The organism is Leifsonia sp. Root227 (assembly GCF_001428745.1).
Classification (GTDB): domain Bacteria; phylum Actinomycetota; class Actinomycetes; order Actinomycetales; family Microbacteriaceae; genus Leifsonia.
This window is the reverse complement of the sequence record NZ_LMIO01000003.1, coordinates 265,126-291,111: the sequence shown is the minus strand read 5'-3', so window position 1 is coordinate 291,111 and position 25,986 is coordinate 265,126. Positions and strand designations below refer to the sequence as shown.

Annotated in this window: 23 protein-coding genes and 1 riboswitch; of the genes, 12 read left to right on the top strand and 11 right to left on the bottom strand. The window is 68.9% G+C overall.

Annotation, left to right across the window (positions count from 1 at the left end):
* Positions 1 to 54 precede the first annotated feature (54 nt).
* Positions 55 to 151, bottom strand: a riboswitch (ZMP/ZTP riboswitch).
* Between the two features lie 146 nt (positions 152 to 297).
* A complete protein-coding gene (locus ASE16_RS11455; protein ID WP_055895001.1) occupies positions 298 to 1,809 on the top strand; it encodes a beta-N-acetylhexosaminidase in 1,512 nt (503 codons plus the stop codon).
* Between the two features lie 6 nt (positions 1,810 to 1,815).
* Here the strand turns inward: ASE16_RS11455 and ASE16_RS11450 are convergent, their stop codons facing one another.
* The 4 genes from ASE16_RS11450 to ASE16_RS11435 all read right to left on the bottom strand — a co-directional run bounded on the left by ASE16_RS11450 (position 1,816) and on the right by ASE16_RS11435 (position 6,291).
* Positions 1,816 to 3,051 (bottom strand): hypothetical protein, encoded by a 1,236-nt coding sequence (locus tag ASE16_RS11450; protein ID WP_235500472.1) that lies wholly within the window; start codon positions 3,049 to 3,051, stop codon positions 1,816 to 1,818.
* A 126-nt stretch (positions 3,052 to 3,177) separates the two neighbouring features.
* A complete protein-coding gene (locus ASE16_RS11445) occupies positions 3,178 to 4,080 on the bottom strand; it encodes a carbohydrate ABC transporter permease (protein ID WP_200949627.1) in 903 nt (300 codons plus the stop codon).
* Entirely contained in the window at positions 4,077 to 5,036 is a 960-nt protein-coding gene (locus tag ASE16_RS11440; RefSeq protein ID WP_055895000.1) for a carbohydrate ABC transporter permease, read from the bottom strand. The genes ASE16_RS11445 and ASE16_RS11440 overlap by 4 nt, the downstream gene beginning before the upstream one ends.
* A gap of 10 nt (positions 5,037 to 5,046) precedes the next feature.
* Complete coding sequence (locus tag ASE16_RS11435) at positions 5,047 to 6,291, bottom strand: extracellular solute-binding protein (RefSeq protein WP_055894998.1); 1,245 nt, start codon at positions 6,289 to 6,291, stop codon at positions 5,047 to 5,049.
* A gap of 346 nt (positions 6,292 to 6,637) precedes the next feature.
* Here ASE16_RS11435 and ASE16_RS11430 point away from each other — a divergent pair, with 346 nt between their 5' ends.
* From ASE16_RS11430 to ASE16_RS11400, 7 genes are all read left to right on the top strand, one after another.
* Positions 6,638 to 7,516 (top strand): SIS domain-containing protein, encoded by an 879-nt coding sequence (locus tag ASE16_RS11430; protein WP_055896384.1) that lies wholly within the window; start codon positions 6,638 to 6,640, stop codon positions 7,514 to 7,516.
* On the top strand, positions 7,513 to 8,496 hold the full coding sequence (locus ASE16_RS11425; RefSeq protein ID WP_268765808.1) for an ROK family protein: 984 nt from the start codon (positions 7,513 to 7,515) through the stop codon (positions 8,494 to 8,496). The genes ASE16_RS11430 and ASE16_RS11425 overlap by 4 nt, the downstream gene beginning before the upstream one ends.
* The gene (locus ASE16_RS11420; RefSeq protein ID WP_055894995.1) at positions 8,493 to 9,407 is read left to right on the top strand and encodes a 1-phosphofructokinase family hexose kinase; all 915 of its coding nucleotides are present in this window, start codon (positions 8,493 to 8,495) and stop codon (positions 9,405 to 9,407) included. Before ASE16_RS11425 ends, ASE16_RS11420 begins: the two co-directional genes overlap by 4 nt.
* A gap of 27 nt (positions 9,408 to 9,434) precedes the next feature.
* Positions 9,435 to 10,304, top strand: a complete 870-nt coding sequence (locus ASE16_RS11415; RefSeq protein ID WP_055894993.1) for a class II fructose-bisphosphate aldolase — start codon at positions 9,435 to 9,437, stop codon at positions 10,302 to 10,304.
* Entirely contained in the window at positions 10,301 to 11,086 is a 786-nt protein-coding gene (locus ASE16_RS11410) for a DeoR/GlpR family DNA-binding transcription regulator (RefSeq protein ID WP_055894991.1), read from the top strand. Before ASE16_RS11415 ends, ASE16_RS11410 begins: the two co-directional genes overlap by 4 nt.
* A gap of 45 nt (positions 11,087 to 11,131) precedes the next feature.
* Entirely contained in the window at positions 11,132 to 12,292 is a 1,161-nt protein-coding gene (gene nagA, locus ASE16_RS11405) for an N-acetylglucosamine-6-phosphate deacetylase (RefSeq protein ID WP_055894989.1), read from the top strand.
* 300 nt (positions 12,293 to 12,592) lie between these two features.
* The gene (locus tag ASE16_RS11400; RefSeq protein WP_055894987.1) at positions 12,593 to 14,749 is read left to right on the top strand and encodes a sigma-70 family RNA polymerase sigma factor; all 2,157 of its coding nucleotides are present in this window, start codon (positions 12,593 to 12,595) and stop codon (positions 14,747 to 14,749) included.
* Here the strand turns inward: ASE16_RS11400 and ASE16_RS11395 are convergent.
* Together ASE16_RS11395 and ASE16_RS11390 are read right to left on the bottom strand one after the other, a co-directional pair.
* Complete coding sequence (locus ASE16_RS11395) at positions 14,736 to 15,980, bottom strand: MFS transporter (RefSeq protein WP_235500471.1); 1,245 nt, start codon at positions 15,978 to 15,980, stop codon at positions 14,736 to 14,738. The genes ASE16_RS11400 and ASE16_RS11395 overlap by 14 nt on opposite strands.
* A gap of 185 nt (positions 15,981 to 16,165) precedes the next feature.
* On the bottom strand, positions 16,166 to 17,638 hold the full coding sequence (locus ASE16_RS11390) for a purine-cytosine permease family protein (protein ID WP_055894983.1): 1,473 nt from the start codon (positions 17,636 to 17,638) through the stop codon (positions 16,166 to 16,168).
* Between the two features lie 114 nt (positions 17,639 to 17,752).
* Here ASE16_RS11390 and purU point away from each other — a divergent pair, with 114 nt between their 5' ends.
* From purU to nagA (ASE16_RS11370), 4 genes are read left to right on the top strand one after another with little or no spacing between them, the layout of a single operon-like run.
* On the top strand, positions 17,753 to 18,634 hold the full coding sequence (purU, locus tag ASE16_RS11385) for a formyltetrahydrofolate deformylase (RefSeq protein WP_055894981.1): 882 nt from the start codon (positions 17,753 to 17,755) through the stop codon (positions 18,632 to 18,634).
* Between the two features lie 11 nt (positions 18,635 to 18,645).
* The gene (locus tag ASE16_RS11380) at positions 18,646 to 19,242 is read left to right on the top strand and encodes a class I SAM-dependent methyltransferase (protein ID WP_055894980.1); all 597 of its coding nucleotides are present in this window, start codon (positions 18,646 to 18,648) and stop codon (positions 19,240 to 19,242) included.
* Between the two features lies 1 nt (position 19,243).
* Positions 19,244 to 19,615 (top strand): YrdB family protein, encoded by a 372-nt coding sequence (locus tag ASE16_RS11375; protein ID WP_055894978.1) that lies wholly within the window; start codon positions 19,244 to 19,246, stop codon positions 19,613 to 19,615.
* Positions 19,612 to 20,784, top strand: a complete 1,173-nt coding sequence (gene nagA, locus ASE16_RS11370) for an N-acetylglucosamine-6-phosphate deacetylase (protein ID WP_055894975.1) — start codon at positions 19,612 to 19,614, stop codon at positions 20,782 to 20,784. Before ASE16_RS11375 ends, nagA (ASE16_RS11370) begins: the two co-directional genes overlap by 4 nt.
* 16 nt (positions 20,785 to 20,800) lie before the next feature.
* On the opposite strand, the gene nagB is transcribed toward nagA (ASE16_RS11370), so the two are convergent.
* From nagB to ASE16_RS11345, 5 genes are read right to left on the bottom strand one after another with little or no spacing between them, the layout of a single operon-like run.
* Positions 20,801 to 21,586, bottom strand: a complete 786-nt coding sequence (gene nagB, locus ASE16_RS11365) for a glucosamine-6-phosphate deaminase (protein ID WP_055894973.1) — start codon at positions 21,584 to 21,586, stop codon at positions 20,801 to 20,803.
* Positions 21,587 to 22,483, bottom strand: a complete 897-nt coding sequence (locus tag ASE16_RS11360; RefSeq protein ID WP_055894970.1) for an ROK family protein — start codon at positions 22,481 to 22,483, stop codon at positions 21,587 to 21,589. It abuts the gene before it with no gap.
* Positions 22,480 to 24,033, bottom strand: a complete 1,554-nt coding sequence (locus ASE16_RS11355) for a glycoside hydrolase family 3 protein (RefSeq protein ID WP_235500469.1) — start codon at positions 24,031 to 24,033, stop codon at positions 22,480 to 22,482. Before ASE16_RS11355 ends, ASE16_RS11360 begins: the two co-directional genes overlap by 4 nt.
* Positions 24,030 to 24,944, bottom strand: a complete 915-nt coding sequence (locus tag ASE16_RS11350) for a carbohydrate ABC transporter permease (RefSeq protein ID WP_414843035.1) — start codon at positions 24,942 to 24,944, stop codon at positions 24,030 to 24,032. The genes ASE16_RS11355 and ASE16_RS11350 overlap by 4 nt, the downstream gene beginning before the upstream one ends.
* Positions 24,938 to 25,894: a carbohydrate ABC transporter permease gene (locus ASE16_RS11345; RefSeq protein ID WP_055894967.1), complete on the bottom strand. Its 957-nt coding sequence runs from the start codon at positions 25,892 to 25,894 to the stop codon at positions 24,938 to 24,940. The genes ASE16_RS11350 and ASE16_RS11345 overlap by 7 nt, the downstream gene beginning before the upstream one ends.
* Between the last annotated feature and the right edge of the window lie 92 nt (positions 25,895 to 25,986).

Here is a 25,986-nt window from a genome sequence, read left to right as displayed (position 1 = left end):
CTCCTTTGTAGGTGAACGCTTCCGCGGATGAACACGGACGGGTGGGATTCTTCCCGTATCGACCCAGGCGCGCGGCCGATCCGCCCGTTCCTACCAGGGCATTCGTCGCTCCCCAATGGTGACCATTTGAGCGCCAGTCGCGACGCAAGCAAGCATAGCAAAGGGCGGCCGCGCCACGAACCCTTGCCGTTTGTTAGGACGCCTGCAATACTCGCAGGTGGCCGACCGGCGGGGAGGGCGGTGTCGGCCGTCACACACACCAGCACCCCAGGTCGTCACCCACCTGAAGGAGAACGCGTGGTCATCCCCCGCCCTGCGACGCTCGAGTCCGTCGACTCCGCGCCGTTCACCCTCGCGCCGGATGCACGGATCAGCGTCGCAGGCCCAGGCGCCTCCGCCGTCGCCGAGCTGCTGCGCGCCGAGCTCGCCTCCGACTGCAGCCGCACGCTGACCGTCGTCCACGAGCCCCCGGCGTTCGGCGACATCGCCATCGTCATCGCAGACGACGAGGCGCCGACCGGCCACGAGGCGGAGGGCTACACGCTGGAGGTGGCAGCCGAGGGCGTCAGGATCGGAGCGGCGACCGCTGCCGGCGCGTTCTGGGGCGTGCAGACGCTGCGCCAGCTCGTGCCCGTCGAGTGTTCGTCCGACCCCCTCACCATCGGCGCCGTGCGCGTCGTCGACCACCCCCGCTACGGCTACCGCGGCGCGATGCTGGATGTGGCGAGACACTTCTTCGCCCCGGATGCGGTCAAGCGCTTCATCGACGCCATCGTGCTCCTCAAGGTCAACCACCTGCACCTGCACCTCACGGACGATCAGGGCTGGCGCATCCACATCGAGAGCTGGCCGAACCTGACGGCGCACGGCGGCTCGACGGGCAGCGACGGCAGCGCAGGCGGCTTCTACACGCAGGACGAGTTCCGCGACCTGGTCGCATACGCGGCAGAGCGGCACGTCACGATCGTCCCCGAGCTCGACATGCCGGGCCACACGAACGCCGCGCTCGCCTCGTATCCTGAGCTGAACGCCGACGGCGTCGCTCCCGCGCTCTACACCGGCGCGAAGGTCGGATTCAGCACGCTGTTGACCGGCGACGAGACCACAGCCCGCTTCGTGGACGACGTGGTGCGGGAGGTCGCGGCGATCACCCCCGGCCCCTACCTGCACATCGGCGGCGACGAGTGCCAGAGCACCGACCCCGCCGACTTCCTCCGTTTCATCGCTGACGCGTCGGCGACGGTCGCCCGCCACGGCAAGATCCCGGCCGGCTGGCACGAGATGGGCAAGAGCGACCAGCTTCCGGAGGGGACGGTCGGCCAGTACTGGGACTTCCTGACACCGCGCGGAACGGCGGCGGACGAGACCCTGTCCTTCGTGCGCCAGGGCGGCTCTGTCATCCTGTCCCCCGCCGACGTCGCATACCTCGACATCGTCTACGAGGACGGCGACCGCCTCGGCCAGGATTGGGCGGACGGACCGACCTCGCTGCGTCAGTCGTACGAGTGGGATCCCGCCCGCATCGTTCCAGGGCTCACGGAGGCGCACATCCTGGGCGTCGAAGCGCCGCTCTGGACAGAGACCATCGAGACGGTCGCGGACATCGAGGAGATGGTGTTCCCCCGTCTCGCCGCCGTCGCCGAGATCGCCTGGTCCCCCGCGCCGGCCGACACGGATGCGGTCGAGACGGTCCGAGATTTCGACGATTTCGCCGAGCGCGTCGCCGGCCTGGCCGAGCATTGGGAAGCTGCTGGGACGAACTTCCGACGCGTCCCTGGGGTTCGCTGGCGCGAGCGCGTCAGATCCTGACGTCGATCACGGGTACCCGATGAACCAGAGCAGCACCAGCGCGATCGGCTGCACCGCGATCCCGCTGATCAGCACGATCATCCTGGCCTTCCGGTTCCCGGCGAGCGCCGGCGCCCCGGCGAGCGGCGCCAGTGGCATCAGCAGCCGGAACAGACTCTGCTGCGGCAGGAACACCGCGAACAGGTAGAGCCCGTAGCTCGCCGCGAACGCGACAACCTCGGTGCCGAGCGCACGCACGCTCCGGCGGCTGAGCAGCCAGGCGAATCCGGCGATGGCCGCGACGACGAGCAGAGCGCCGATAACGCTGGCGTACTTCCAGGTGAACAGGAACCACGGCGTCAGCGGCACGAACGCCACCCTGCCGATGAAGCCCGTCCACCAGGAGAGCTCCGTCTCCACGTACGCGTCGGGGAATCCGGTGACGAAGGATGCGATGAGCGGCCACGCCAGTCCGGCCACGGCCGTCACTCCCCCTGCGACGATCACGGCGGCACGCTCCCGCCACGCGAACGGCTCCCGCCCGCGCCGCGCGGCGAGCAGCCGCGCGATGAAGACGATCCCGAGCGCGAGCGGCAATGCCAGCTCTCCCGGTTTCGTGAACGCCGCCGCCACCCCGAACGGGATGATCAGCCAGTATCTTCGCGCCATCATCGCCCACAGCCCGGCGAACATCAGGAAGAAGAACAGGCTCTCCGCGTATGCGATCTGCAGCACGAACGAGAGCGGCCCGAAGCAGAAGAACACCGCTGCCCAGAGCGCGTTCGACGCTCCCACCCTGGAGGCGACCAATCGGTAGAGCACGAGCGTGGCTGCGGCGCCGAACACCGTCGCGACGATGACTGCGGCCGGATAGAACCCCAGCCCGGTGACGAACATGAGGCCGCGTGCGATCACGGGGAACAGCGGAAGGAACGCCCACGAGTTCTGCTGGACGTTGCCATCCCCGTCCGTCGGGATGGTGGTCGGGTATCCGCCCTCGGCGATCTTCCGGTAGTACGACGCATCCCACGAACCTGAGAAGGTCCAGAAGTTCGGCTCCGTGCGCGAGCTGGCGAAGTGCCAGTCGCCGACCGTCGCAGCGACGAACAGGGACACCATCAACGTCGTCGTGAACACCCTCGACGCGAGGTACACGGCCAGAATGACGACCCACCAGCGGTACTCCCGCCCGGCCACGCGGATGCGCGCGGGCGACGCGATTCCCCCCTCGACGAGCACGCCGAGCCGCTCTCTCACGCTCATAGTCCCAGTCTGCCGACCCCGGTCTGTATGTTCGCCGCGATCGTACTCTCCGGGGACGCTGGATGCACGCGGATTCGGTGGGGAGCGCCGGCATCGCGCCACACGCGCCGGCGCTCCCCACCCGCCTTACTTGACGCTGCCCTGCGTGAGGCCGCCGACGAGGCGCTTCTCGATGAGCATGAACAGCACCACGACCGGGATGATCGCCACGATCGACACCGCGAAAACGTACTGCCAGGCGGCGTCGTACTGGCCGACGAACTTGGTGAGGGCGACGGACAGCGGCTGGTTCGCATCCGTCGACAGGATCACCAGGCTCGCAGCGAACTCGTTCCAGGAAGCGACGAAGGTGTAGATGATCGCCGTGACGATACCCGGCCAGACCAGCGGGAGCTGCACCCGGAAGAGCACCGTCCACTTGCCCGCGCCGTCGAGCTGGGCCGCCTCATCCACTTCCTTCGGCACTCCGGCGAAGAAGTTGTGCATGATCCAGATCGCGAACGCCAGGTTGAAGGCCGCGTTGATGAGGATCATCGCGAGCCAGGTGTCGTTGATCCCGAGCGCCACCATCTCTTTGAAGAGGCCGGTGGCGAGCACGGTCGGCTGCAGCATCTGCGTGACGATCACGAGGAACAGGAACACCCCGCGGCCGGGGAACCGGAAGCGCGCCGTGTAGTACGCCGCCGGCACGCAGACCAGCAGCACGAGCGCCGTCGCGAACACCGAGATGACGATGGTCGAGATGAGGTTCTCGGGCAGCGGGGTCTCCGGCGTCGACCACATCGTGATGTAGTTCTCCGGGTGCCAGCTCGTCGGGAAGTACGTCGGAGGCACCGTGAGGATGTTGTTGCGGCTCTTGAACGAGCCGAACAGCATGATCAGGTACGGCAGCACGAAGATCAGCGCGATGACGAGACCCGCGACCATGCGGCCGACGACTCTGCCGGTGATGCGGGACTCGCTCGGGCGGCGCGTGCGCGGCGGCCGTGGCGGCCGCGACGGGGCGTCGATGGTGGCCTGCGCGGTCACGAGACCTCCTTCATCGGTTTGACGATCCACAGGTAGAGCGCGACGACCACGAGCACGATGAGGAAGTTGATGACGCTGAGCGCGCTCGACAGGTCGATCCTCTGCTCGTTCTGCAGCAGCTTGAACACGTAGGTCGTCGTGGTGTCCGCTTTGTATCCGGGTATCGCCCCCGTCATGAGTTTCAGGATCGGCAGCGAATTGAAGACGTTGATGATATTGATGAGGCTGGCCAGCGCGATGGCGCTGCGCAGGTTGGGCAGCGTCACGCCGAAGTACGTGCGGACGGCACCTGCCCCATCCACCTTGGCCGCCTCGAGCATGTCGCCGGGGATTCCGGCCAGGCCGGCGAGCAGCGTGTACGTGGTGAACGGCAGCGAGACGAACACCGCGATGGCGATCGACGACAGGAACGCCGGCACAGGCTCCTTGGTGAAGCCGTACGGCTCCGCCAAGAGGTGGATGTCCACCAGGAACTTGTTGATGATGCCGTAGAACGGGTCGAGGCCGTAGACGAACACGGTGGTGGTCATCACGACGCTGGCCGCCCACGGAACGAGGATGGCCATCCTGACCCACTGCCTGCCAGGGAAGTTCTTGTTGAGGAACTGCGCGAGCGCGAGCGAGATCACGACCGTCAGGACGACGACGGACGCCACCCAGAGCAGCGTGTTGAGCAGGATGCTCGGCAGCTCGGGGCGGGAGAGCACCGTGAGGTAGTTCTGGAAGCCGACCGAGCCGTGGTCGACACCGGCCACCGAGATTTTGCGGGTGGAGTTGAAGATCATGTATCCGGCGGGGAACAGCACCACGCCGAAGATCAGGATGAGGGCGGGCAGCGTCCACGGGACGGCGTGCAACAGATCGGTGCCGCCAGTCCCTGGCCGCTTCTGCGACGCCCCGCGACGGGGACGGCCGGTGGCCGTCCCCGTCTGGGTCGTGTCGATGGTCTGACTCATTACGTGCGGTCTACTGTCCGTCGGCCTTCGCCTGGATCGACTTCAGCAGGTCGCCCGGGTTCGCACCCTGGCCGAGCTGACCGATCTGGCTCTGGATCGCACCCTGCGCTGCTGCCCAGTTCGGGTTGGTGGACGGGTAGAACTTGGCGTTCGGCAGCAGGTCGAGGAACGGCTTGATGGTCTCGTCGGAGGCCATCGCGTCCGCGCCGGACTTCGTGGTGGGCAGGAAGCCCTCCGCGCCGACCCACTTGGTGTAGACGTCCGCGCTGTAGAAGTAGTCGAGGAACTTCTTGATCGACGACGTCTTGTCCGTCTTGCTCTTGAACGCCATCAGGTGGTCAGCAACGCCGAGCGTGAAGGCTGAGCCGTCCTTCGTGGGGATGGGCGCGATGCCGTAGTTGAGGCTCGGGTTGCTCTTCTTGATCTGGCCGACGATCGGCGGGAGGCCGATCTGCATGCCGATCTGGCCCTGGATGAAGACGTTCATCAGCGGGGTGCGGTTGGTCGAACCGGGGTTCGCCTCGGTCAGGCCGTCGTTGATGATCTTCTGCATCTCGGTGGCGCCCGTGACGTTCTCCGCGCTGTCGATGGTCAGCTTCTTCGCGTCGCCGTACCCGCCGCCGGCTCCGTAGAACCAGATCGCGGTCTCCGCCTGTGCTTCCTCGCTGCCGAGGGGCATGCCGTATGCCGTCGCGCCCGATGCCTTGAGCTTCGCGGCGTCCGCCTCGAACTCCGCCCAGGTCTTGGGCGGGTCGGTGATGCCGGCCTTGGAGAATAGGTCCTTGTTGTAGAACAGGGCGCGGGCCGATGCGATGAACGGCAGGCCGTACTGGGTTCCGTCGATGGAGGCGTTCTTGGAGAAGGCCGGCTGGAAGTCGTCGAGCGTCTTCGACGAGACGATGTCCTTCGCCGGGTAGAGCAGGTCGTCGGCGGCGAAACCGGCGAACGCGTCGATGTTCAGGATGTCCGGCTGCTTGCCGGCCTGGATGCGCGTCTTGATGACGTTGTTGATGTCCGTCCACGACTCGACGTCGAGGTTGACCGTGATGCCGCTGTTCTTGGCCTCGAAGTCCTTGATGATCTGCTGCCACTCGGCCTTGGTGTTGTCCGAGTAGCTCGCCACCATCAGGTTGAGGCTCTGCGCGCCGTTGGACGACCCGCCCCCGGAACCGCTGCTGAATCCGCAGGACGCGAGTGTCATGGTCGCGGCCGTCGCCATGGCGACAGCGGCACCCCACCGCAGTGACTTCTTCATTGACTTCCTCACTCTCGAAGGGAACGAACCGTCAGGTGCAATGGTGCAATCTCCTGCGCGACGGTGCGTCAGTATTGATCCTTTGTGACTTGTTTCTGCTCGAAACAATCACATGTATTCAATGGATGCTCGAATCATTGCGCGTAGAGGACCGGTCGTCAAGGAATTTGCCCCAGATCGTTACACGTCGTTTACACACCCGCCCCAGATCCCGCCCACATCGAGCCAGAGCGATTGAAGATGCTCACTAGACAGAGATATCGCTCATAAGCAATCATTGGCATGAAGCAACCCTCGATTGACAGGAGACGAAGCAGTGACGCAAGCATCCACGCTCGGTGCCGACATGGAGGCCGAACTCCGTTCGCAGCCGGAAACCTGGGCTCGCGCGGTCGACCTGCGCGCAGAGCAGGGGCTCCTGCCCGCTGCCGGTCAGCGCATCGCCGTTGTCGGCTGCGGGACCTCCTGGTTCATGGCGCAGTCGTACGCAGCGCTCCGCGAGACCGCCGGCCTGGGCGTCACCGACGCATTCGCCGCCTCCGAGGCGTTCGTCGACCGCGAATACGACGCCGTCGTCGCTCTCACCCGCTCCGGCACGACGACCGAGGTTCTCGAACTGCTCGAGCAGCTCCGCGCATCCGGAAGCAGCGCGAGGACGGTCGGGGTCGTCGGCGACCCGGACTCGCCTCTCGTCGACCTCGTCGACGACGTGATCAAGCTGCCGTTCGCCGACGAGAAGTCGGTCGTGCAGACCCGCTTCGCCACCACCTCCCTCGCTCTCATCCGCGCGTCGCTCGGCGAGAACCTGGATGCGGCGATCCTGGATGCGCATACCGCGGTCGACGAGGAGCTCGACGACGCTCTCGTGGCCGCCGACCAGTACTCCTTCCTCGGCGCCAACTGGACCGTGGGCCTCGCCCACGAGGCCGCCCTCAAGATGCGCGAGGCCTCGCAGTCCTGGACCGAGTCGTACCCGGCCAAGGAGTACCGTCACGGCCCGATCGCCATCGCAGCCCCCGGCCGCGTCACCTGGATGTTCGGGGATGCCCCTGCAGGTCTCGCCGACGATGTCGCCGCCACCGGCGCGCACTTCGAGAACGGCACGCTGGACGGCATGGCCGATCTCATCCGCGCGCAGCGGGTCGCGCTCGCCAGGGCTCGCCGGTTCGAGCTCGACCCCGACCACCCGCGCAACCTGACCCGTTCCGTCATCCTGGCACCGTGACAACGCCGTCCACCTCATCGACCAGGTCGGCGCCTCTCGGCGCCGGCCGGGCCGTGCTCGCCTTCGACGTCGGCGGCACGGACATGAAGGCAGCGCTGATCGACGAGGACGGCAGGATCGTCGCCCTCGAACGCCGCGCGACGCCGCACGACGGAGACAGAACGGCGGAGGCCGTGGTCGCCGCCGTCGCCGAGCTGGCGTCGCGCTTCCGGGCGGAGTACCCGGAGGTGCGTCCGCTCGCGCTCGGCTTGCTCGTGCCAGGGCACGTCGACGACGAGGCCGGCATCGGGGTCTTCTCGGAGAACCTGCGCTGGCACGACTTCCCGTTCCGGGCTCGTGTCGAGGAGACGGTCGGCCTCCCCGTCACGTTCAGCCACGACGTGCGCGGCGCAGGAGAGGCCGAGCACAGGATCGGCGCAGCCGCTCCGTTCCGCGACGTGGTCGTGATGGCCATCGGCACCGGCATCGCAGGGGCGATCTTCGTGGACGGCCGGCTGCACACCGGAGGCGGCATGGCAGGCGAGATGGGCCACTCCCGCGTCGCAGACGGCCCGGAGTGCGCGTGCGGCGGCCGCGGCTGTCTGGAGGCGATCGCCTCCGCCGCCGCCATCGCGCGCCGGTACGGCGCCATCTCCGGCGTCACGGTCCCCGGGGCCAAGGAGGTGCTCGAACTGGCAGCCGCAGGCGACGTCGACGCGCAGTCCGTCTGGGAATCGGCGCTGGACGCGCTCGCCCTCGACCTCTCGCACACCGTCGCCCTGCTCGCTCCGGAGGCCATCGTGATCGGCGGAGGGCTCGCTCAGGCCGGTCCTAGGCTGTTCGAGCCGCTGGCCGCCCGGCTGGATGCGATCCTCACCTTCCAGCGCCGCCCCATGCTGCTCCCCGCGAGCATCGGTGAGAACGCCGGGGTGATCGGAGCCGCGCTGCGTGCCAGGGACCTGCTCGATGCGGCCTCCCCTGCCCAGGAGCAGACCGCATGATCCTGACCGTCACCCCCAACCCCGCCGTCGACCTCACATACACGGTCGACGAGCTGGACGTCGGCGAGAGCCATCGCGTCGCCGCGCCCGCAGCCCGCGCGGGCGGCAAGGGCATCAACGTCGCACGAGTGATCGCCCAGACAGGGGGACGCGCCTTCGCCCTGACGACGGCCGGTGGCCCCGCCGGGCTGCGCATCGCCGACGACCTCACCGCGAGCGGTCTCCCGCACGAGGTCGTCCCTGTCGCCGCCCAGACCCGGAGCAGCGTCGCCATCGTCGACAGCACGAGCGGACTCACCACGATCTTCAACGAGACGGGCGAAGCGCTCAGCTCCGCCGAGTGGACAGCGCTCCGGGATGCGGTCACCAGACTCGCTGTGCCCGCCGCCTGCATCGTCGGCTCTGGCAGTCTCCCTCCCGGCGCTCCTGACGACTTCTACGCAGAGCTTGTCGTCCTCGCGATTGCCAGGGGCATCCCGAGCATCGTGGATGCGGTCGGTCCCGGCCTCCTCCGCGCGGCGGAGTCAGGCGTCTCCGTCCTCAAACCGAACCGGCGCGAACTCGCCGAGAGCACGGGAGAGAACGATCCCGTCACCGGCGCACGCCTCCTGCTCGGCCGGGGCGCCGGCCTCGTCATCGTCTCGCTCGGCGTCGACGGGATGCTCGCCGTCGGCCCGTCAGCCGAGCCGATCCAGGTGCGCCTCCCCGAGCCTCTGCACGGCAACGCCACCGGTGCAGGAGACGCCGCCGTCGCAGCCGTGGCGGGCCTCCTGGCGGCCGGGGTCACCGATCCGGAGACCATCCTGCGTCGCGCAACCGCCTGGTCGGCCGCCGCCGTCCTCGCTCCGCTCGCCGGAGAGCTCGACGCGTCGTATCCGCAGCTCGAAGACCACGTCATCGTCACCCGCTGATCCAGCCGCCCCACCAGTAAGGAAGCCATGCCGCTCGTCCCCACCGCCGATCTGATGCACTCCGCCGCCGCCAGGCAGACAGGGATCGGCGCGTTCAACGTCATCCACCTGGAGACCGCGGAAGCGCTCGTCGCCGCCGCTGAGGAGACGCAGCTGCCCGTGATCCTGCAGATCTCGCAGAACTGCGTCACCTATCACGGCGGCCTCGAACCGATCGCGCGGGCGACCATCGCCGTGGCCGCTGCGTCGCAGGCGCACGTCGCCGTCCACCTCGACCACGCGGAGGACGAGGAGCTGACCAGGCAGGCCATCGACCTCGGCTTCGGCTCCGTGATGTTCGACGGAGCGAAGCTCGACTACGACAGGAACGTGGAGGCGACCATCCGGGTCGTCGACTACGCCCACGCCAACGACGTCTTCGTCGAGGCGGAGCTCGGCGAGATCGGCGGCAAGGACGGCGCGCACGCCCCTGGAGTGCGCACCGACCCGGACGAAGCGCGCCGGTTCGTCTCCGAGACGGGCGTGGACGCCCTCGCTGTTGCGGTCGGGAGCTCCCACGCGATGACCGAGCGGACCGCCTCCCTCGACCTCGACCTGATCGGCCGGCTGCACGCCACTGTGCCCGTTCCCCTCGTGTTGCACGGCTCTTCGGGCGTGTCGGATGAGACGATCGTCTCGGCGATCCGCTCCGGCATCACCAAGGTCAACGTCTCCACCCACCTCAACCGCTTCTTCACCGAAGCGGTGCGCGGCTATCTGTCCGCGCATCCGGAGGTCGTGGACTCGCGGAAGTATCTGCGAGAAGGACGCACTGCGGTCACCGGGGAGGCGGCTCGCCTCCTCGCACTGTTCGCCGTCGAGCAGTCGCCCATCCGAACGGAGACAGAACGCCGATGAACAGAGCTGAGCGACTGAACGCCGTGCTCGACCTGCTCGCGGAGACGGGACAGCTCGAGGTCGACGAGCTCGTGTCGAAGCTCGATGTCTCCGCTGCGACCGCCCGCCGCGACCTCGACGCGCTCGCCTCCCAGCAGCTCCTCACGCGCACCAGGGGCGGAGCGGTCGGTCAGTCCGTCGCGTACGACCTCCCCATCAGGTACAAGCGCGAGCAGCACGCGCCGGAGAAACTGCGGATCGCGCAGGCGGCGAGCGCTCTCGTCCCGCGCGGCGCGGTGGTCGGACTGTGCGGCGGCACGACCAGCACCGCGGTCGCCACCGTGCTCGGCTCCCGCCCCGACCTGATGGAACCGTCGCCGCACCCCAACCTCACCGTGGTGACCAACGCCATCAACATCGCCGCTCAGCTCGTGATGCGCCCTCAGATCAAGACCGTCGTCACCGGGGGCGTCGTGCACGCGCGCTCCTACGAGCTCGTCGGCCCGTACAGCGACGTGGTGCTGGAGAAGATCACCATGGACATCGCGTTCATCGGCGTCAACGGCATCGACCCTCTGATCGGCGCGACCGTGCACGACGAGGGGGAGGCCAGCGTGAACTCGCTGATGGCCAGGCGCGCCACCCGCGCCGTCGTCGTCGCCGACTCCAGCAAGATCGGCCGCAAGGCGTTCGCGACACTCGGCGGCCCGAAGGTGCTGAACACGCTCATCACCGACGCCGGCATCACGGCCGAGCAGCGCGCCGCTTTCGCCGACGCAGGCTTCGAGGTGATCGTCGCCTAGGCGACGGTCCCCTGCACCGCCGCCCGATTCGGTATCGTCGACACAATGCCTGCGCACGTCATCCACTCCGCCCGCCTCGTCAGCGAGGGCCGCATCCTGCACAACGGTTGGGTCCGTTTCGAGGACGACACGATCGCCGAGGTCGGCACAGGCGACGACTGGCGCATCTCCGTCGCGGGCGACCAGCCGGATGCGGTGACCGACGCGGACGGCGCGTGGCTCACGCCCGGTTTCGTCGACATCCACAATCACGGTGGCGGCGGCGCATCGTTCGACGACGGCGACGACAGCATCAGCACCGCGCTCGCGATGCACCAGCGGCACGGCACGACGCGATTCGTGCTCTCCCTCGTCACGGCGCCGGTGGAAGACCTCGCCGTGCGGTTGGCAGGGATCGCCGCGCTGACGGCCGCCGATCCGCGCATCCTGGGCTCGCACCTCGAAGGTCCGTTCCTCGACGTGGCCCACAAGGGCGCCCACGACCCCGCCATGCTCCGGCCGTCCACCGGCGCAGACATCGACGTCCTGCTCGGGTCGGCAGGCGGCACCCTCCGGCAGATCACCATCGCCCCTGAACTCCCCGGCGGGCTGGAGGCCGTCCGCGCCTTCGCGGCGGCCGGGGTCGCCGTCGCCGTCGGCCACACCGCTGCCGACTACGGGCAGACGCTCGCCGCGTTCGATGCGGGGGCGAGCATCCTGACGCACGCGTTCAACGGGATGGACGGCATCCACCACCGCGCGCCCGGTCCCGTCGCCGCGGCCACGCACACGCCTGGCGTGACGCTGGAGATCATCAACGACGGCACCCACGTGCATCCGGAGGTCGTGCGGATGGTGTTCGCCTCCGCACCTGGCCGCGTCGCCATGATCACCGATGCGATGGCCGCGGCCGGTTCGAGCGACGGCGACTACGTCCTCGGATCCCTCGCGGTCGAGGTGCGCGACGGCGTCGCCCGTCTCGCGGATGGCGGGTCCATCGCCGGTTCCACGCTGACGCTCGACGACGCGCTGCGCCGCGCCGTCACCGAGGTGGGCATCTCCGTCGAGGATGCCGTGCTCGCCATCACCGAGATCCCGGCGGCCGCGGTCGGCAGAGGGCACGACCTCGGCAGACTCGCGGCCGGATACGCGGCGGACGCCGTGATCCTGGACGACGACTTCCGCGTACTGCAGGTATTCGCGGCGGGTGCTCCGCTCCCTCACTGACGCTGCGCCGCGACCGGCGCGGCGGTGGGCCGGGCTAAGGGTTCCCGACCCACCAGCGTTCCGCACTGCGGACCCCCTCGTCTGACGGACGTTCGGGTCGTCCATCAAACGCGGCGGAGTGGGCCGAATAAGAGCACTCCGCGCTGTGTCGGCCGTCGATCGTCGACGGCCTCAGTGGGAGAGACGCACCGCGTGGCTGGTTATGACGCCGGTTCGGCAGCTCTTTTCGCGGCTGTTTCCGCCGCAGCAGAACGCTGGAAATAACGGACGTCTCTCAGTCGGCTCCGCCAGAATGTGGGGATGCCCCCGGTCACCGAGCAGTCGGACTCTGCCCTCGTCGAGTTGACGCGCGCGGGCGACACGGAGGCCTTCGCCGAGTTGTGGAGACGACACGCGCGCGCCGCGCTCACCGTCGCACGCTCGCACACCTCGACGTTCGACGCCGACGACCTCATCTCAGAGGCGTACGCCAAGATCTACCAGGCGATCGCTGCTGGAGGTGGCCCGACGACCGCGTTCCGGGCGTATCTCTTCACCACCATCCGCAACATCGCGGCCTCCTGGGGGCGAGCGAAGCGGGAGACGGCCATCGACGAGCTGGACTCCGTCGAGGACCCGGCCTTCAGCGAGAGCGCCACTATGGAGGCACTCGACCGATCGCTGACCGCGAAGGCCTTCCACTCGCTGCCCACCCGCTGGCAGGAGGTGCTCTGGTACTGCGAGGTCGAGCGCATGACGCCGCAGCAGGTCGCGCCGTTGTTCGCGATGACGCCCAACGCCGTCGCGGCGCTGGCCTACCGCGCACGAGAAGGACTCCGCCAGGCCTGGGTGCAAGCGCACATCGCCACCCTGCCGGAGGACTCGGAGTGCCGTTGGACGACGGAACGCCTCGGCTCGTACGCCCGCAACGGACTCGGCAAGCGCGAGAAAGCCAGGGTGGACGCGCACCTCGCCGACTGCGCGAAATGCACGATCGTGGCCTCGGAGGCGCACGATGTCGGTTCCCGTCTGGCGCTGGTGCTCCTCCCGCTCACGCTGGGCATCGGAGGGGCGGCAGCGTACTCCGCCTGGCTGCAGTCGGGCGCAGACGCCGCCGCGTACGCCATCGGCGAGTCCGGAGCCGTCGTGCCCGGCTCGGCCGCGCCTGCGACGTCCAGCAGCGCCGGCAGCTCGTCCGGCGCCGCGACGGGCGTGTCCGGCACAGGCGCCGGCAATGCGCTCGGCATCGGCCTGTCGGTCACCGGCGTTCTGGTCGCCGCGGCCGTCGTCGCCGGATTCGTCTTCGGACCGCAGCTGTTCGCGCCGACGTCCGACACCGTCGCCGCCGCTGGGGCGGGCGCCGGCCGCACAGCCCCGTCTTCGCTCCCGGCCGCGACCACCGCCCCCGACGCCGCCACGGCTCCCTCCCCGACAGCACCGGCTCCTGAGGCGGATGCCCCCTCCCCCGTTCTCGCCCCGGCTCCCGTCGACTCCGCGGACAGGCAGCAGGGCCAGACACCAGGTCAGCAGTCGCCCGTTCAGCAGGTGCCGGTTCAGCAGAAGCCATCCCCCGGCGTGCCGTCGACCCCCGCTCCCGCCGAGCCGCCCGTCACCGCTCCGCCCGCTGCCCCGGCCGTCTCCTCCCCTGCCGGCAGCACGGAGACGGCGAGCACCGCTCTCCCCGCGTCCGGCACAGCAGCTCCGGATGCGCGGATCGCCGTCACCGCGCAGCGGACGCAGGGCGCCACTGGCGCGTCTCTCGCTTCCGCCGCTGCCTCCGCGCCGAGCCCCGTCACCGTCGGCACGACCACGGCCGACGCAGCGGGAGCGTGGGAGCTGACGCTCGACCTCTCCGCCCTGGGCGACGGCGACTGGACGCTCGGCTTCGTCCAGACCACCGCGGCAGGCGCCTCGGCGGCGCAGAACGTGGCCGTGCTGATCGACCGCACGGCGGAGCCTCCGGTGCTGAACGCCCCGGACACGGGCGCCGGCGCATCCACCGGGCTGCTCGCGCCCATCCTGACCGGCACGGCGGAGCCGGGCGCAACGGTCCAGGTCTACGACGGCGACGCACTGCAGGCCACGGTGACCGCGTCGGACGACGGCACCTGGACCTCCGGGCAGCTCACCGGTGTGCGACAGGACTTCGCCCTCACGGCCAGGCAGACCGACCGGCTCGGCAACGTGTCCGACCGCGCGACGCCGCGCACCGGCTCCGTCAGCATCCCAGGGGTCGCGCTGTCTGCGGGTGCCGGCATGACGTTCCTGATGACGGTCGACGGCACCCCCGGCGCCACGGTCCAGCTCTATGCCGACGGAAGCGGGATGCGGAACATCCTGCGGCTCGATCCGTACGGGCGGCTGTCCGCCCGGTTCGTCTGGCTCGTGGACACCAGCGTGGACCATCGGTTCGGGATGGTCTACGTCGACGGCGACCGCCGCGGCCTGCTGGCCGACCAGCCGCTCACGCTGCGCTGACGGGCTCCGGCTCTGCGGGCGCATCCACTGGTCGGGCCGATCGCGTCATCCGGCCGATGACGACGACGAGCACCAGAGACACCACGAGCAGCCCGATGTAGACGACCGGGAGCACCATCAGGCCGCCGAGGTCGAAGATCACCGCGCCGATCAGCGCGCCTCCTCCGATGCCGACGTTGAACGAGGTGGTGTACAGCGCGCTCGCGGTGTCGCGGAATGCGGCGGACGACGTGTGCAGCAGGCGGGTCTGCAGCAGAGGAGGGAGCGCACCGAAGGCGAGCCCCCAGACGATGAACGCGATGAGCGCGATCACCGGCTGGCCCGCGAACGCGGCGAGCGCCGCGACGGCCGCTCCGGTGACGATCAGCGCGACGATCAGCCCGAACTGCGGGCGGCGTCCGAGTACGGTGCCCGCGAGCACCAGACCGGCGGCGCCCGCGATGCCGTAGAAGAACAGCAGCCCTCCGACATCGCCGGCCGCCACCCCCATCGGCCCGGTCAGGAAGGGGACGACGAACGTGTAGAAGGTGTAGTGGCCGACCATCGTGACCGCGGCGACCAGGCACACCATGACGACGGCGAGAATCGTGGCGTCCGCGACCTTCGCCGGCTGCTCGGAGCGTGGGACGCCGCGGACGCGCTTGGGGCGCGCATCCGATTCCCGTTCCACCTTCGGCAGCAGCTTCCAGACCAGGAGCGCGCCGACCAGCATGAGTCCAGCGAGGAATGCGAAGGACAACCGCCAGCCGAACAGGTGCCCGGCGAATGTACCGAGCGGAACGCCGAACACGAAGGCGAGCGTCCCCCCGCCGAGGGTGATCGAAACGGCGCGGCCGATCTGCTCCTTCGGAACGAGGTGACCGGCGTATGCGCCGACGATCGACCAGAACAGTCCGTGCGCGACACCGCCCAGGATGCGCGAGGCGACGACGAACCCGTAGTCGGGAGCCACGGCCGTGAGCGCATTGGAGAGACCGAGCGCGATCAGGATGCCGACGATCATCGCGTGCCGCGGCCAGCGCTTGGTCAGCGCGGTCAGCGCGGTGCTGGTGATGACGACGGTGAAGGCGAAGACGGTGACGAGCAGCCCGATCTGGGCCTCGCGGACGCCGAGCGACGAGCTCATGTCCGGCAGCAGGCCGGTCGGGATCATCTCGCTGGTGACGGACAGGAAGACCGCCCCTGCGAGCGCGAGCAGCCCGGCCCAGGGGAACTTCTGTGAGGTTTTCATTGGCGACGTTGAAGTGGCAGACATGACGAACTGTCCAACGAACGGCGTTCCCCGCCCATTCCGGTCGCCGTTGCGGCAAGACCTCGGATGGCGGGTCGACTACGCGCCGATGTGCGCGCCCAGGGCCGGCGTTCGAACCACCGACCAGGCACGATTCTACCCGATGGATGCTCGCGAAGCCCTGGTCAGCGTCCTTCCTGGCGGCGGATCGCGCCCCGCGAGAACAGCAGGGTGCCGAGGTAGCCGATCACGAGGGCGGCGAGCACCCCGAGGTTCGCGTACGCCCAGTCGCCCGTAGCGCCTCCCAGGCCGAACGGCCCGAGCAGGTATCCCTGCCAGGTGAGCCAGTTCGCCGAGGCGTTGGTGACGAGCCCCCAGCCGATCGCCGTCCCGATGACGATGAGGGCGATGGGCAGCCAGCGGACGCTTCCGTAGCGTCCCCGCCTGTCGTAGAGGTCGGCTTCGGCGTAGTCGCGCCTGCGCAGGCTGATGTCGGCGATGAAGATTCCGCACCACGCCGCGATGGGCACGCCCAGGGTGATGAGGAAGCCCTGGAACGGCCCGAGGAAGTCGTTGGCGAAGAACACGACGTAGACCGCGCCCGCGGTCATGATCACGCCGTCGATCCCTGCCGCGACGTACCGGGGCGCCCGCAGCCCGACGCTCAAGAGCGCGAGCCCGGACGAGTAGATGTCGAGCACGGCGCCGCCGACCAGGCCGAGCACGGCGACGATCACGAACGGAACGAGGAACCAGGTCGGCAGGAGCGACGCCAGCGCGCCGATCGGGTCGGCCGCGATCGCGGTGCTCAGCTTCTCCGATGAGCCGGCCAGCAGGATCCCGAACACCAGCAGGATGACCGGAGCGAGCGACGAGCCGAACGTGGTCCAGCCGATCACGCCCGAGCTGCGCGCCGAGCGGGGCAGATACCGCGAGTAGTCTGCTGCCGCGTTGACCCAGCCCAGACCGAATCCGGTGAGCATGAAGACGAACCCGCCGACGACGTGCGGGACGTCCCCCGCAGGCAGGGCGGAGACGGCGCCGAGGTCGATGTGGCCGAGCACCAGGACGATGTAGACGACGGTGAGCACGCCGGTCACGATCGTGATCACCATCTGCATCCGCATGATGAGGTGGAATCCGATGACGCCGCCCGCGATGATCAGCGCGGCGACGACGATGAGCGCCACCACCTTCGTGGCGACGCCGCCCTCCCAGCCGAGCTGCGTGAACACGGTGGCGGTGGCGAGCACGGCGAGCGCCGTGAGCACCGTCTCCCAGCCCACAGTGAGGAGCCACGACAGCACGGAAGGCACCCTGTTGCCCTCGACCCCGAACATCGCCCTGCTGAGCACCATCGTCGGCGCTGAGCCGCGCTTGCCTGCGAGCGCGATGAAACCGCAGAACAGGAACGAGATGACGATGCCGACGATCCCGACGATGGTCGCCTGCCAGAACGAGATGCCGAACCCGAGCAGGAACGACCCGTAGCTCAGCCCGAAGACGGAGACGTTCGCGCCGAACCACGGCCAGAACAGGTCGCGCGGGCGGCCCTTCCTCTCGCTCTCGTGGATGGTGTTGAGCCCGTTCAGCTCGACGCCGAGGCCGGAGGCCGGTGTCGTCGGAGTGTCCGGGGTGTCCTCGCCGGTTGTGGTCATGCACCGATCCAACGGCACGGTGGCGCGCCGCGTCAATGGCGGAGCACGGTGTCGATGCTGCGCGCGCGGCCCCGATGGTGCGGCCGGGCGCTCCATAATCGCTACCCTGATGGGGTGACTCCCTCCGCATCCCCTGTCCCAGCCCCGCAGCCCAACCACTGGGTCCTCACCTTCAGCTGCGCCGACAAGCCGGGCATCGTGCACGCCGTCAGCGGCGCGATCGTCGCCGCCAGGGGCAACATCACCGAGAGCCAGCAGTTCGCGAGCACGGATACCGGGCGCTTCTTCATGCGCCTGCAGGTCGAGTCAGCGGCCGACCGCGCCGAGTTCGAGCGCGCGCTCGCCCCCGTCGTCCAGCAGTTCGGGATGCAGCACCGCGTCGACAACGTCGGCCGGCCTCTGCGCACGCTCGTCCTCGCATCCACGGCCGCGCACTGCCTCAACGACCTGCTGTTCCGGCAGCGCGCAGGCCAGCTCCCGATCGAGATCCCGCTCGTCCTCTCCAATCACGGCACGCTGCGCGACCTCGCAGGCTTCTACGGCGTCCCGTTCGAGTCACGTCCCGTGACGGATGCGGCGAGCAAGGCCGCGTTCGAGGCGCGCGTGATCGAGGCCGTGGAGGAGCACGATATCGAGCTCGTTGTCCTGGCGCGCTACATGCAGATCATCTCCCCGGAGCTCTGCGAGCGTCTGGCCGGCCGCGCCATCAACATCCACCACTCCTTCCTTCCCGGCTTCAAGGGTGCGAACCCGTACCGTCAGGCGCACGCCCGCGGCGTGAAGCTGATCGGCGCGACGGCGCACTTCGTCACGAGCGACCTGGACGAGGGCCCGATCATCGAGCAGAACGTGGTCCGCGTCGACCACTCGCGCACCGTGCAGGAGCTGGTCGCGATCGGTCAGGACGAGGAGAGCCGCACCCTCACCCAGGCGGTCAAGTGGTTCGCGGAGGACCGCGTCCTGCTCGACGGGGCGCGCACGATCATCTTCCGATAGCATCCGGTGCCATGGCCTCCGACGCCGAGAACCTGTGGGATGCATACGCCGCCGAATTCGACGACGCGGCCGACCACGGCCTCCGCGACCCCGACGTCCGGCTCGCATGGGATGAGCTGATCTCCCCCTTCCTTCCCGCGTCGCCCGCAACCGCCGTCGACCTCGGCTGCGGGACGGGCAGTCTCGCGCTCCTCATCGCCGGGCACGGGCTCCGCGTGACCGGCCTCGACATCTCCACCCGGATGCTCGACAGAGCGCGAGCCAAGGCGGGCGCGGAGGGCATCGAGCTCGATCTGGTGCACGGAGATGCGGCAGCACCGCCGTTCGCGCCTGGCAGCTTCGACGTCGTGATCGCGCGGCACGTGCTGTGGTCGTTCGACGACCGGGATGCGGTGCTCGCGCGCTGGACGGAGCTGCTCGCCCCCGGTGGTCGTCTCCTCCTGATCGAGGGCTCGTGGTCGACGGGGGCGGGGCTGTCCGCCGCGGAGTGCAGGCGGCTCGTGCTCCGGCATCGCGCGCGGGCGGACGTCCACGATCTCGCGGCGGACTCCAGGCTCTGGGGTGGTCCGGTGGACGACGAGCGGTATCTCCTGTTCAGCGCGCAATAGAATGGCTCCCGTGACATCCACGCAGCACCCGCAGAGCGACATCAAGGTCGGGCCGAACGACGTCCTCCGATTCCTGCTGGAGCTGTTCGCGATCTTCTCGCTCGGCTTCTGGGGCTTCGTGGCGTGGCCGCTGCCCTGGAACATCGTGGTCGGCATCCTCGCACCGGCGATCGCCATCGTGCTGTGGGCGCTGTTCCGCTCTCCGCGGGCCGTGCTGCACGTCGACCCGTTCGTGAAGGCGCTCGTAGAGATCGTCGTGTTCGCCTCTGCCGCCCTCGCCTGGTGGAACCTCGGCCAGCCGATCGTCGCCGCCGTGTTCGCCGTGATCGCGACGGCGAGCGGCATCGTCAACGGGCGCAAAGAGTTCTCGTGAGCGGCCTCGTCGTCCACAACGCCCGCAAAGTGGATGCGGACGGGCTGGTCGACGAGTTCTGGCTGGTCATCGACGGCGACACCATCGTCGCAACCGGCTCCGGTACGGGCTGGCACACCGCAGCGCAGGCGGGCGGCCGCGAGGTCGTCGACGCCGGAGGACACTGGCTGACGCCCGGTTTCATCGACCTGCACTGCCACGGTGGGGGCGGTCACCCGTTCGACGACGGCCCGGAGCAGATGCTCGCCGGCCTGGCCACCCACCGAGCCCACGGCACCACGCGGTCGCTCGTCTCGCACGTCGCCAACCCGCTCGCCTCGCTCCGCGAGAGCCTCTCGGTCGTCGCCGATCTCGTTGCGAGCGACCCGCTGGTTCTCGGCTCGCATCTCGAAGGCCCGTTCCTGGCAGCAGAGCGCCGGGGAGCGCACGATGCCGCGTTCCTGCGCGAGCCTGGGCCTGAGATGGTCGAGGAGCTGATCGGCGCCGCCAGAGGAACCATGCGCGTCGCGACCATCGCCCCTGAGCTGCCGAACGCGCTGGAGTCGATCGGCGTGCTCATCGAGGCCGGCGTGGTGGTCGGCGTCGGCCACACGGCGGCCGACTACGCGCAGGCGGCTCGCGCGTTCGAGGTCGGCGCCCGGCTGCTCACCCACGCCTTCAACGCGATGAACGGCATCCACCACCGCGCGCCCGGCCCCGTCGTCGCCGCGTTCGAGAACCCAGAGGTGACGCTGGAGCTCATCCTCGACGGGCTCCACGTGCATCCGCTGGTCGCCAAGCTCGCCTTCGACGAGGCGGCGGGCAGGGTCGCCCTGGTCACGGACGCGATGGCCGCGGCGGGAGCGAGCGACGGCGACTACCGGCTCGGCGGCCTCAACGTCACCGTGCGCGACGGTCTGGCCGTACTGTCCGGCACGGAGACGATCGCCGGCTCGACCCTCACCCAGGACATCGCGCTCAAGAACGCCATCACGCTCGTCGGTCTCCCCCCTGCTCACGCGGTCGAAGCGCTCACGCTCGCGCCGGCCAGAGTGCTCGGCGAGGACCACCGGTTCGGCCGCCTGCGCGCAGGCTACGCCGCGGACGCGGTCATCCTGGACCACGACTGGAGCGTCCGCCGCGTCATCGCGGCCGGCCGCACGATCGCGGGCGACGCGCCGGACGCCTGAGCGCGCGAGCCGAGCCCTACAGCTTCTGCCAGGCCGGCTTGTTCGCGTACGCGTACCGGTAGTAGTCGATGTTCTTCAGCCGGGAGGCGGCGGCCTCGTCGACCAGCACAGTCACGTGCGGGTGCAACTGGATGGCCGAGCCTGGGTTGCTGGCAGAGACCGGTCCCTCGACGGCTCCGGCGACCGCATCCGCCTTGCCTTCGCCGAACGCGAGCAGCAGCAGGTGGCGAGCGCGCAGGATCGTCGACAGCCCCTGGGTGATGCAGTGCATCGGCACGTCGGCCTCCGAGGCGAAGAAGCGCGCGTTGTCCTTGCGCGTCTGCTCGGTCAGGGTCTTCACCCGCGTGACGGACGCGAACGACGACCCTGGCTCGTTGAACCCGATGTGGCCGTCCGTGCCGATGCCGAGGATCTGCACATCCACCCCGCCGGACTCCGCGATCGCCTTCTCGTAGTCCGCGCCGGCGTGCTCGATGGTCTCGATGGCCCCGTTCGGCACGTGGATGAGCGACGGCGTGAGCCCGAGCGGCTCCACGACCTCGCGGCTGATCACAGCACGGTAGCTCTCCGGATGACCGGCAGGCAGCCCGACGTACTCGTCGAGCGCGTAACCGCGAACGTGCGAGACGTCGACGCCCGCCGTCTGCACCTTCGCCGCGAGCGCGCGGTACAGCGCGAGCGGCGTCGAACCTGTCGCCAGGCCGAGCACGGCGTCCGGCTTGCTGGAGATCAGATCGAGGATGCTCTGCGCAGCGAGCTCTCCCGCTGCTGCCTGATCGGGGACGACGACGATTTCAGCCACTTAGTTCTCTCCTACGAGTGCGGCGCCGAGCGCTGCGACGGGTGAATCTTCCGGGACGAGGCGCACGCGGTCCTGCAGCGAGAGCGACGCCAGGAACGACGAGCTCCTCGACCAGGATTCGAGCACTTCGTGGACGTCGCAGAGCAGGCGGTCCCCGAGGTGACTGAGGCCGCCGCCGATCACGACGGAGTCGGCGTCGACGGTCAGCACGAGAACACGCACCGCGGAAGCGATGCCCTCAGCAAGCCTAGCCTTGATCTCCCTCGCCGTCCTGTCGCCTTCGGCTGCGGCGGCGAACACCGCGCGCACCGGCAGCGCGTCGTCCGTCTTCCACTGCCTGGCGACGCCGGATCCGCTCGCGACGGTTTCAAGGCACCCTCGCTGACCGCAGGCGCACAGCGCCCCGTTCGGGTCGACAGGGATGTGACCGATCTCGCCTGCGATGCCGCCGCTCCCCCGCCAGAGCTTGCCGTCGACGACGATTCCCGCCGCCATTCCCGTGCCGAGGTTGAGGTAGGCCATCGTGCCGTCGAGGCCGAGCACGTGATACGCGCCGAGGGCCGCTGCCTTCACGTCGTTCTCGATGCGCACGCCGACGCCGAGCCGTCCGGCGAGTTCCCCGCCGAGCTCGAGCTTCTCCAGTCCGAGGTTGACCGCGTGCGCGACGTGCCCCGATGCGCTGTTCACCAGCCCGGGGATGCCGATGCCGATCGAGTCGAAGCCTGTAGCGGGCAGGCCGGTCAGCTCGCCGATCCTGGCCACCGCGGTGACGGCCGTCTCGACCACCGCCGTCGATCCGAAGCCGGTGGAGAGCCTGACCCGCTGGGCGAGGGAGCCGGACTCGTCGACGGCGACCGCGTCCGTCTTGGTCCCGCCGATGTCGATTCCCAGTCTCACGATTCGAGACCGAGCAGGTCGAGGAGGGCGCGTCCGACCAGCCGGGATGCGCCGAAGGTCGCGATGTCGGCGTACGCGCGATCGTCGCTCGGCCAGCCCATGTCGACCACGAGAACGCTGTCGCGTTCGGCACGCAGCCTGTCGATCGCATCCCTGGCGAAGGCGTGCCTGTGGTTGTCCTTGCCGATGACGAGCACAGGAGACGACGCGGCGAGCACGAGCTCCGGATGGTCGCTCTCCGTGAACACCACCGTCGGGTTCGCGGCGAACGCGGCGGCGAACTCCGACTCCGGGTCGGCGGCCACCTCGGCGAACGGCCCCCACGGCGCGACGCCGACCGCGATGTTCGCGACGGTGTCGATGCGCACGACAGAGCACGGACCTCGGTGGGCGTGCATCCACTGTGCCGCGTGCTCGGAGATGTCGAAGGTACTGATCGCGACGACGACGTCCGACGGGTCGAGCCGCCCTTCCGGTGCGTCGAGAGGCACGGGGACGGCGGCCTGCTCGGCGCGGAGCTCGGCGGTCAGCGCGAGCACGCGTCCAGCGGCCTCCTCCACCCTGGATGCGGGAAGCCGGCCACCCTCGATGGCCGCGACGATCGCGTCCTCGATCTCGGTGAGCTGGTCGTCGGTGTTCTCCGTGCCGATGCAGAGCAGATCGCAGCCGGCGGCGAGCGCCAGCACGGCGGCCTCCGGGATACCGCGCTCTCCGCTCGCACCCTGCATGTCGAGGGCGTCGCTCACGACGACGCCGCGGAAGCCGAGCTCGCCGCGCAGCAGTCCTTCGATGATCGTCGGGCTGAAGGTCGCCGGTCGTTCTGCGTCGAGCTGCGGGAGCAGAATGTGCGATGTCATGATCGTGCGGGCTCCCGCCTCGATCACGGCGCGGAACGGCCTGAGCTCGCGCTCGCGCAGCTGTTCGATGCTGAGGTCGACCTCCGGCAGCACGAGGTGCGAGTCCTGCGCCGTGTCCCCGTGACCGGGGAAGTGCTTGGCGCAGACGGCGACGCCCGCCGACTGCAGCCCGCGCGTCCACGCTGCGCTCTGCTCGGCCACCAGCGTGGGCGACGAGCCGAAGCTGCGCACGCCGATCACCGGATTGTCCGGGTTGGAGTTGATGTCGACATCCGGTGCGAAGTCGAGGTTGCAGCCGGCCCTGCGAAGCTCCCAGCCGACGCGGCGCGCGACCTGCTCGGTGTATCCCGGGTTCCCGAGCCGCCCGAGGACGGCGTTGCCTGGGTACGGCGAACCGGTCTCGTAGTAGAGCCGGGTGACGTCTCCGCCCTCCTCGTCGATCGCGACCACCGCATCCGGGTTGGCGGCGTAGATCGCATCGGTGAGCTCGCGCAGCTGGGCGACGGACAGGACGTTCTGGCCGAAGATGCACACCCCGCCGAGGCCGGCGCGCAGACGGTTCTCGAGCCAGCCGGGCAGCGTCGTCCCCACGAAACCGGGAACGAGGGTCGCCGCGATCCTTCTGCGGAGATCGGCGGTCGCGATTCCCGGTTCTGCGGTGTCCTTCTGGTCGGCGATGCTGGGGCCGCTCACCCCTTCACCGCCCCGCTCACCAGGCCGCTCGTCATCCGGCCCTGCACGAAGAGGAAGAAGATGATGACGGGCACGGCGACGAGGGTGGAAGCGGCCATGACCTGGCCCCAGTCCGTTGCGCGGGACGCTGACTGCTGGATGAAGCCGCGCAGCCACAGAGGCAGCGTCTGGCTGGAGTTCTCCTGCAGGATCACGAGAGCGACTGTGAACTCGTTCCACGCCTGCAGGAACGCGTACACGCCGGACGCGACGAGCCCAGGTGCCAGCAAGGGGAACGTGATGCGCATGAACGCCTGCGTGCGGCTGAGCCCGTCGACCATCGCGGCCTCTTCGAGGTCGGCAGGGATGCCGGCGACGAAGCCGCGGAGCATCCAGATGGTGAACGGCACGACAGCAGCGATGTAGATGATGCTCACGCCGACGACCGTGTTCAGCAGGTTGAGGCTGCCCATCAGCTTGTACTGCGCGATGAAGAGGCCCTCTGCCGGGAGCATCTGGATGAGCAGCACGGCCAGCACGAACGACTTGCGCCCGCGGAACTTGAACCGGCTGATCGCGAGAGCGGCGAGGAACGCGAACAGGATGCAGAACACGACAGTGACGACGGCGATGATGACGCTCATCCCGAGTGCGGGGAAGAAGGTGCCGCCGTTGATGACCTCGGTGAAGTTGTCGAACGATCCGCCGAACGGCAGCCAGGTGGGCTTGGTGTTCTGCAGGACGACGTTCGGCAGCAGCGACGAGTTGACCATCCAGTAGACGGGGAAGACCCAGATCAGCGAGATGACGACACCGACGATGCCGAGGATCACACGGGACGGCTTGATCTTCTGACGGAGCTTGCGCGGCGGCTGCGGCTTCGCGTCTGCGCCGGCGATGGACGTGGCCGGGGGAAGCGTACTGGTCACGATTCGTCCTCCTTGAGCAGGTTGCGCACGTAGAACCAGCTGATCGCGATGGTCAGGATGAGCACGAAGACGCTGACAGCGCTGGCCATCGCGAAGTCGCTCGATCCGACGCCGAGCTGATAGATGTACGTGCCGAGCAGGTTGGTCTCACTGGCGATCGAGCCCTTGTCCTGGAGCAGCCGGATCTGGGTGAAGACCCGGAGATCCCAGATGATCTGCAGCAGCAGCACGATCCCGAGCACGGGCCGGATCATCGGCAGGATGATGAAGCGGAGGCGCTGGAACCCTTTCGCGCCGTCCATCTGGGCCGCCTCCAGCACTTCGCCGGACACCTGGGTGAGACCGGCGAAGACGGAGAAGGCCACGAACGGCACGCTCATCCACACCACGATGATCATCGCGACGAAGAAGAAGGAAAGCGGGTTCTGCAGCCAGTTGTGGTTCTGGAAGTCGAGCCCCCACGACGTGAGCGTGTAGTTCACGATGCCGCGGCGCCAGTCGAACAGCCAGTTCCAGACGGTCATCGCTGCGACGACGGGCATGGCCCAGGCGAGCAGCATGGAGATCTGGATGATGATGCGCACGGCCTTATTGACCGCGTTCATCAGCAGCGCCATCCCGACGCCGACGACGACGGTGACGGCGGCGGTGACCAGGCAGAACGCGATGGAGCGTGCGACGACGACCCACATGTACGGGTCGGAGAAGAGCGTGATGTAGTTCTCGAACCACACGAACGGCGCCGGCTGGCCGAACTGCTGGGCGAGGCCGAAGCTCTGCATCGACGTGATGAGCTGCCACACGATCGGGTAGCCGAGCGCGAGGATGAGGATCGCGACGGACGGGATGAGCAGAGCGTACGGGGTGAACTGGAACTTGCGTTTGCGGGGCGTCGGGGCGCCGGGACGCTCCGGCCGGGATGCGGCCGTCACGGCCTCCTGAGTCGTCGTCACGTCTGTCCTCCTTCCTGAGAGAGAGTCTGGTGGCAGGACCAGGGGGCGCGGAAGGTCTTTCCGCGCCCCCGGCCTGCTCGGTGGTGCTGTTC

Excerpts from the sequence above, each read along its gene's own strand:
- ASE16_RS11380 (WP_055894980.1), top strand. The coding sequence starts at position 18,646 with ATGGCCTCCGACGCCGAGAACCTGTGGGATGCATACGCCGCCGAATTC.
- ASE16_RS11410 (WP_055894991.1), top strand. The coding sequence starts at position 10,301 with ATGAACAGAGCTGAGCGACTGAACGCCGTGCTCGACCTGCTCGCGGAG.
- ASE16_RS11450 (WP_235500472.1), bottom strand. The coding sequence starts at position 3,051 with ATGAGCGTGAGAGAGCGGCTCGGCGTGCTCGTCGAGGGGGGAATCGCG.
- ASE16_RS11430 (WP_055896384.1), top strand. The coding sequence starts at position 6,638 with ATGGAGGCCGAACTCCGTTCGCAGCCGGAAACCTGGGCTCGCGCGGTC.
- ASE16_RS11440 (WP_055895000.1), bottom strand. The coding sequence starts at position 5,036 with ATGAGTCAGACCATCGACACGACCCAGACGGGGACGGCCACCGGCCGT.
- ASE16_RS11400 (WP_055894987.1), top strand. The coding sequence starts at position 12,593 with ATGCCCCCGGTCACCGAGCAGTCGGACTCTGCCCTCGTCGAGTTGACG.
- ASE16_RS11390 (WP_055894983.1), bottom strand. The coding sequence starts at position 17,638 with ATGACCACAACCGGCGAGGACACCCCGGACACTCCGACGACACCGGCC.
- ASE16_RS11415 (WP_055894993.1), top strand. The coding sequence starts at position 9,435 with ATGCCGCTCGTCCCCACCGCCGATCTGATGCACTCCGCCGCCGCCAGG.
- ASE16_RS11395 (WP_235500471.1), bottom strand. The coding sequence starts at position 15,980 with ATGAAAACCTCACAGAAGTTCCCCTGGGCCGGGCTGCTCGCGCTCGCA.
- ASE16_RS11375 (WP_055894978.1), top strand. The coding sequence starts at position 19,244 with ATGGCTCCCGTGACATCCACGCAGCACCCGCAGAGCGACATCAAGGTC.
- ASE16_RS11435 (WP_055894998.1), bottom strand. The coding sequence starts at position 6,291 with ATGAAGAAGTCACTGCGGTGGGGTGCCGCTGTCGCCATGGCGACGGCC.
- nagA (WP_055894989.1), top strand. The coding sequence starts at position 11,132 with ATGCCTGCGCACGTCATCCACTCCGCCCGCCTCGTCAGCGAGGGCCGC.
- ASE16_RS11420 (WP_055894995.1), top strand. The coding sequence starts at position 8,493 with ATGATCCTGACCGTCACCCCCAACCCCGCCGTCGACCTCACATACACG.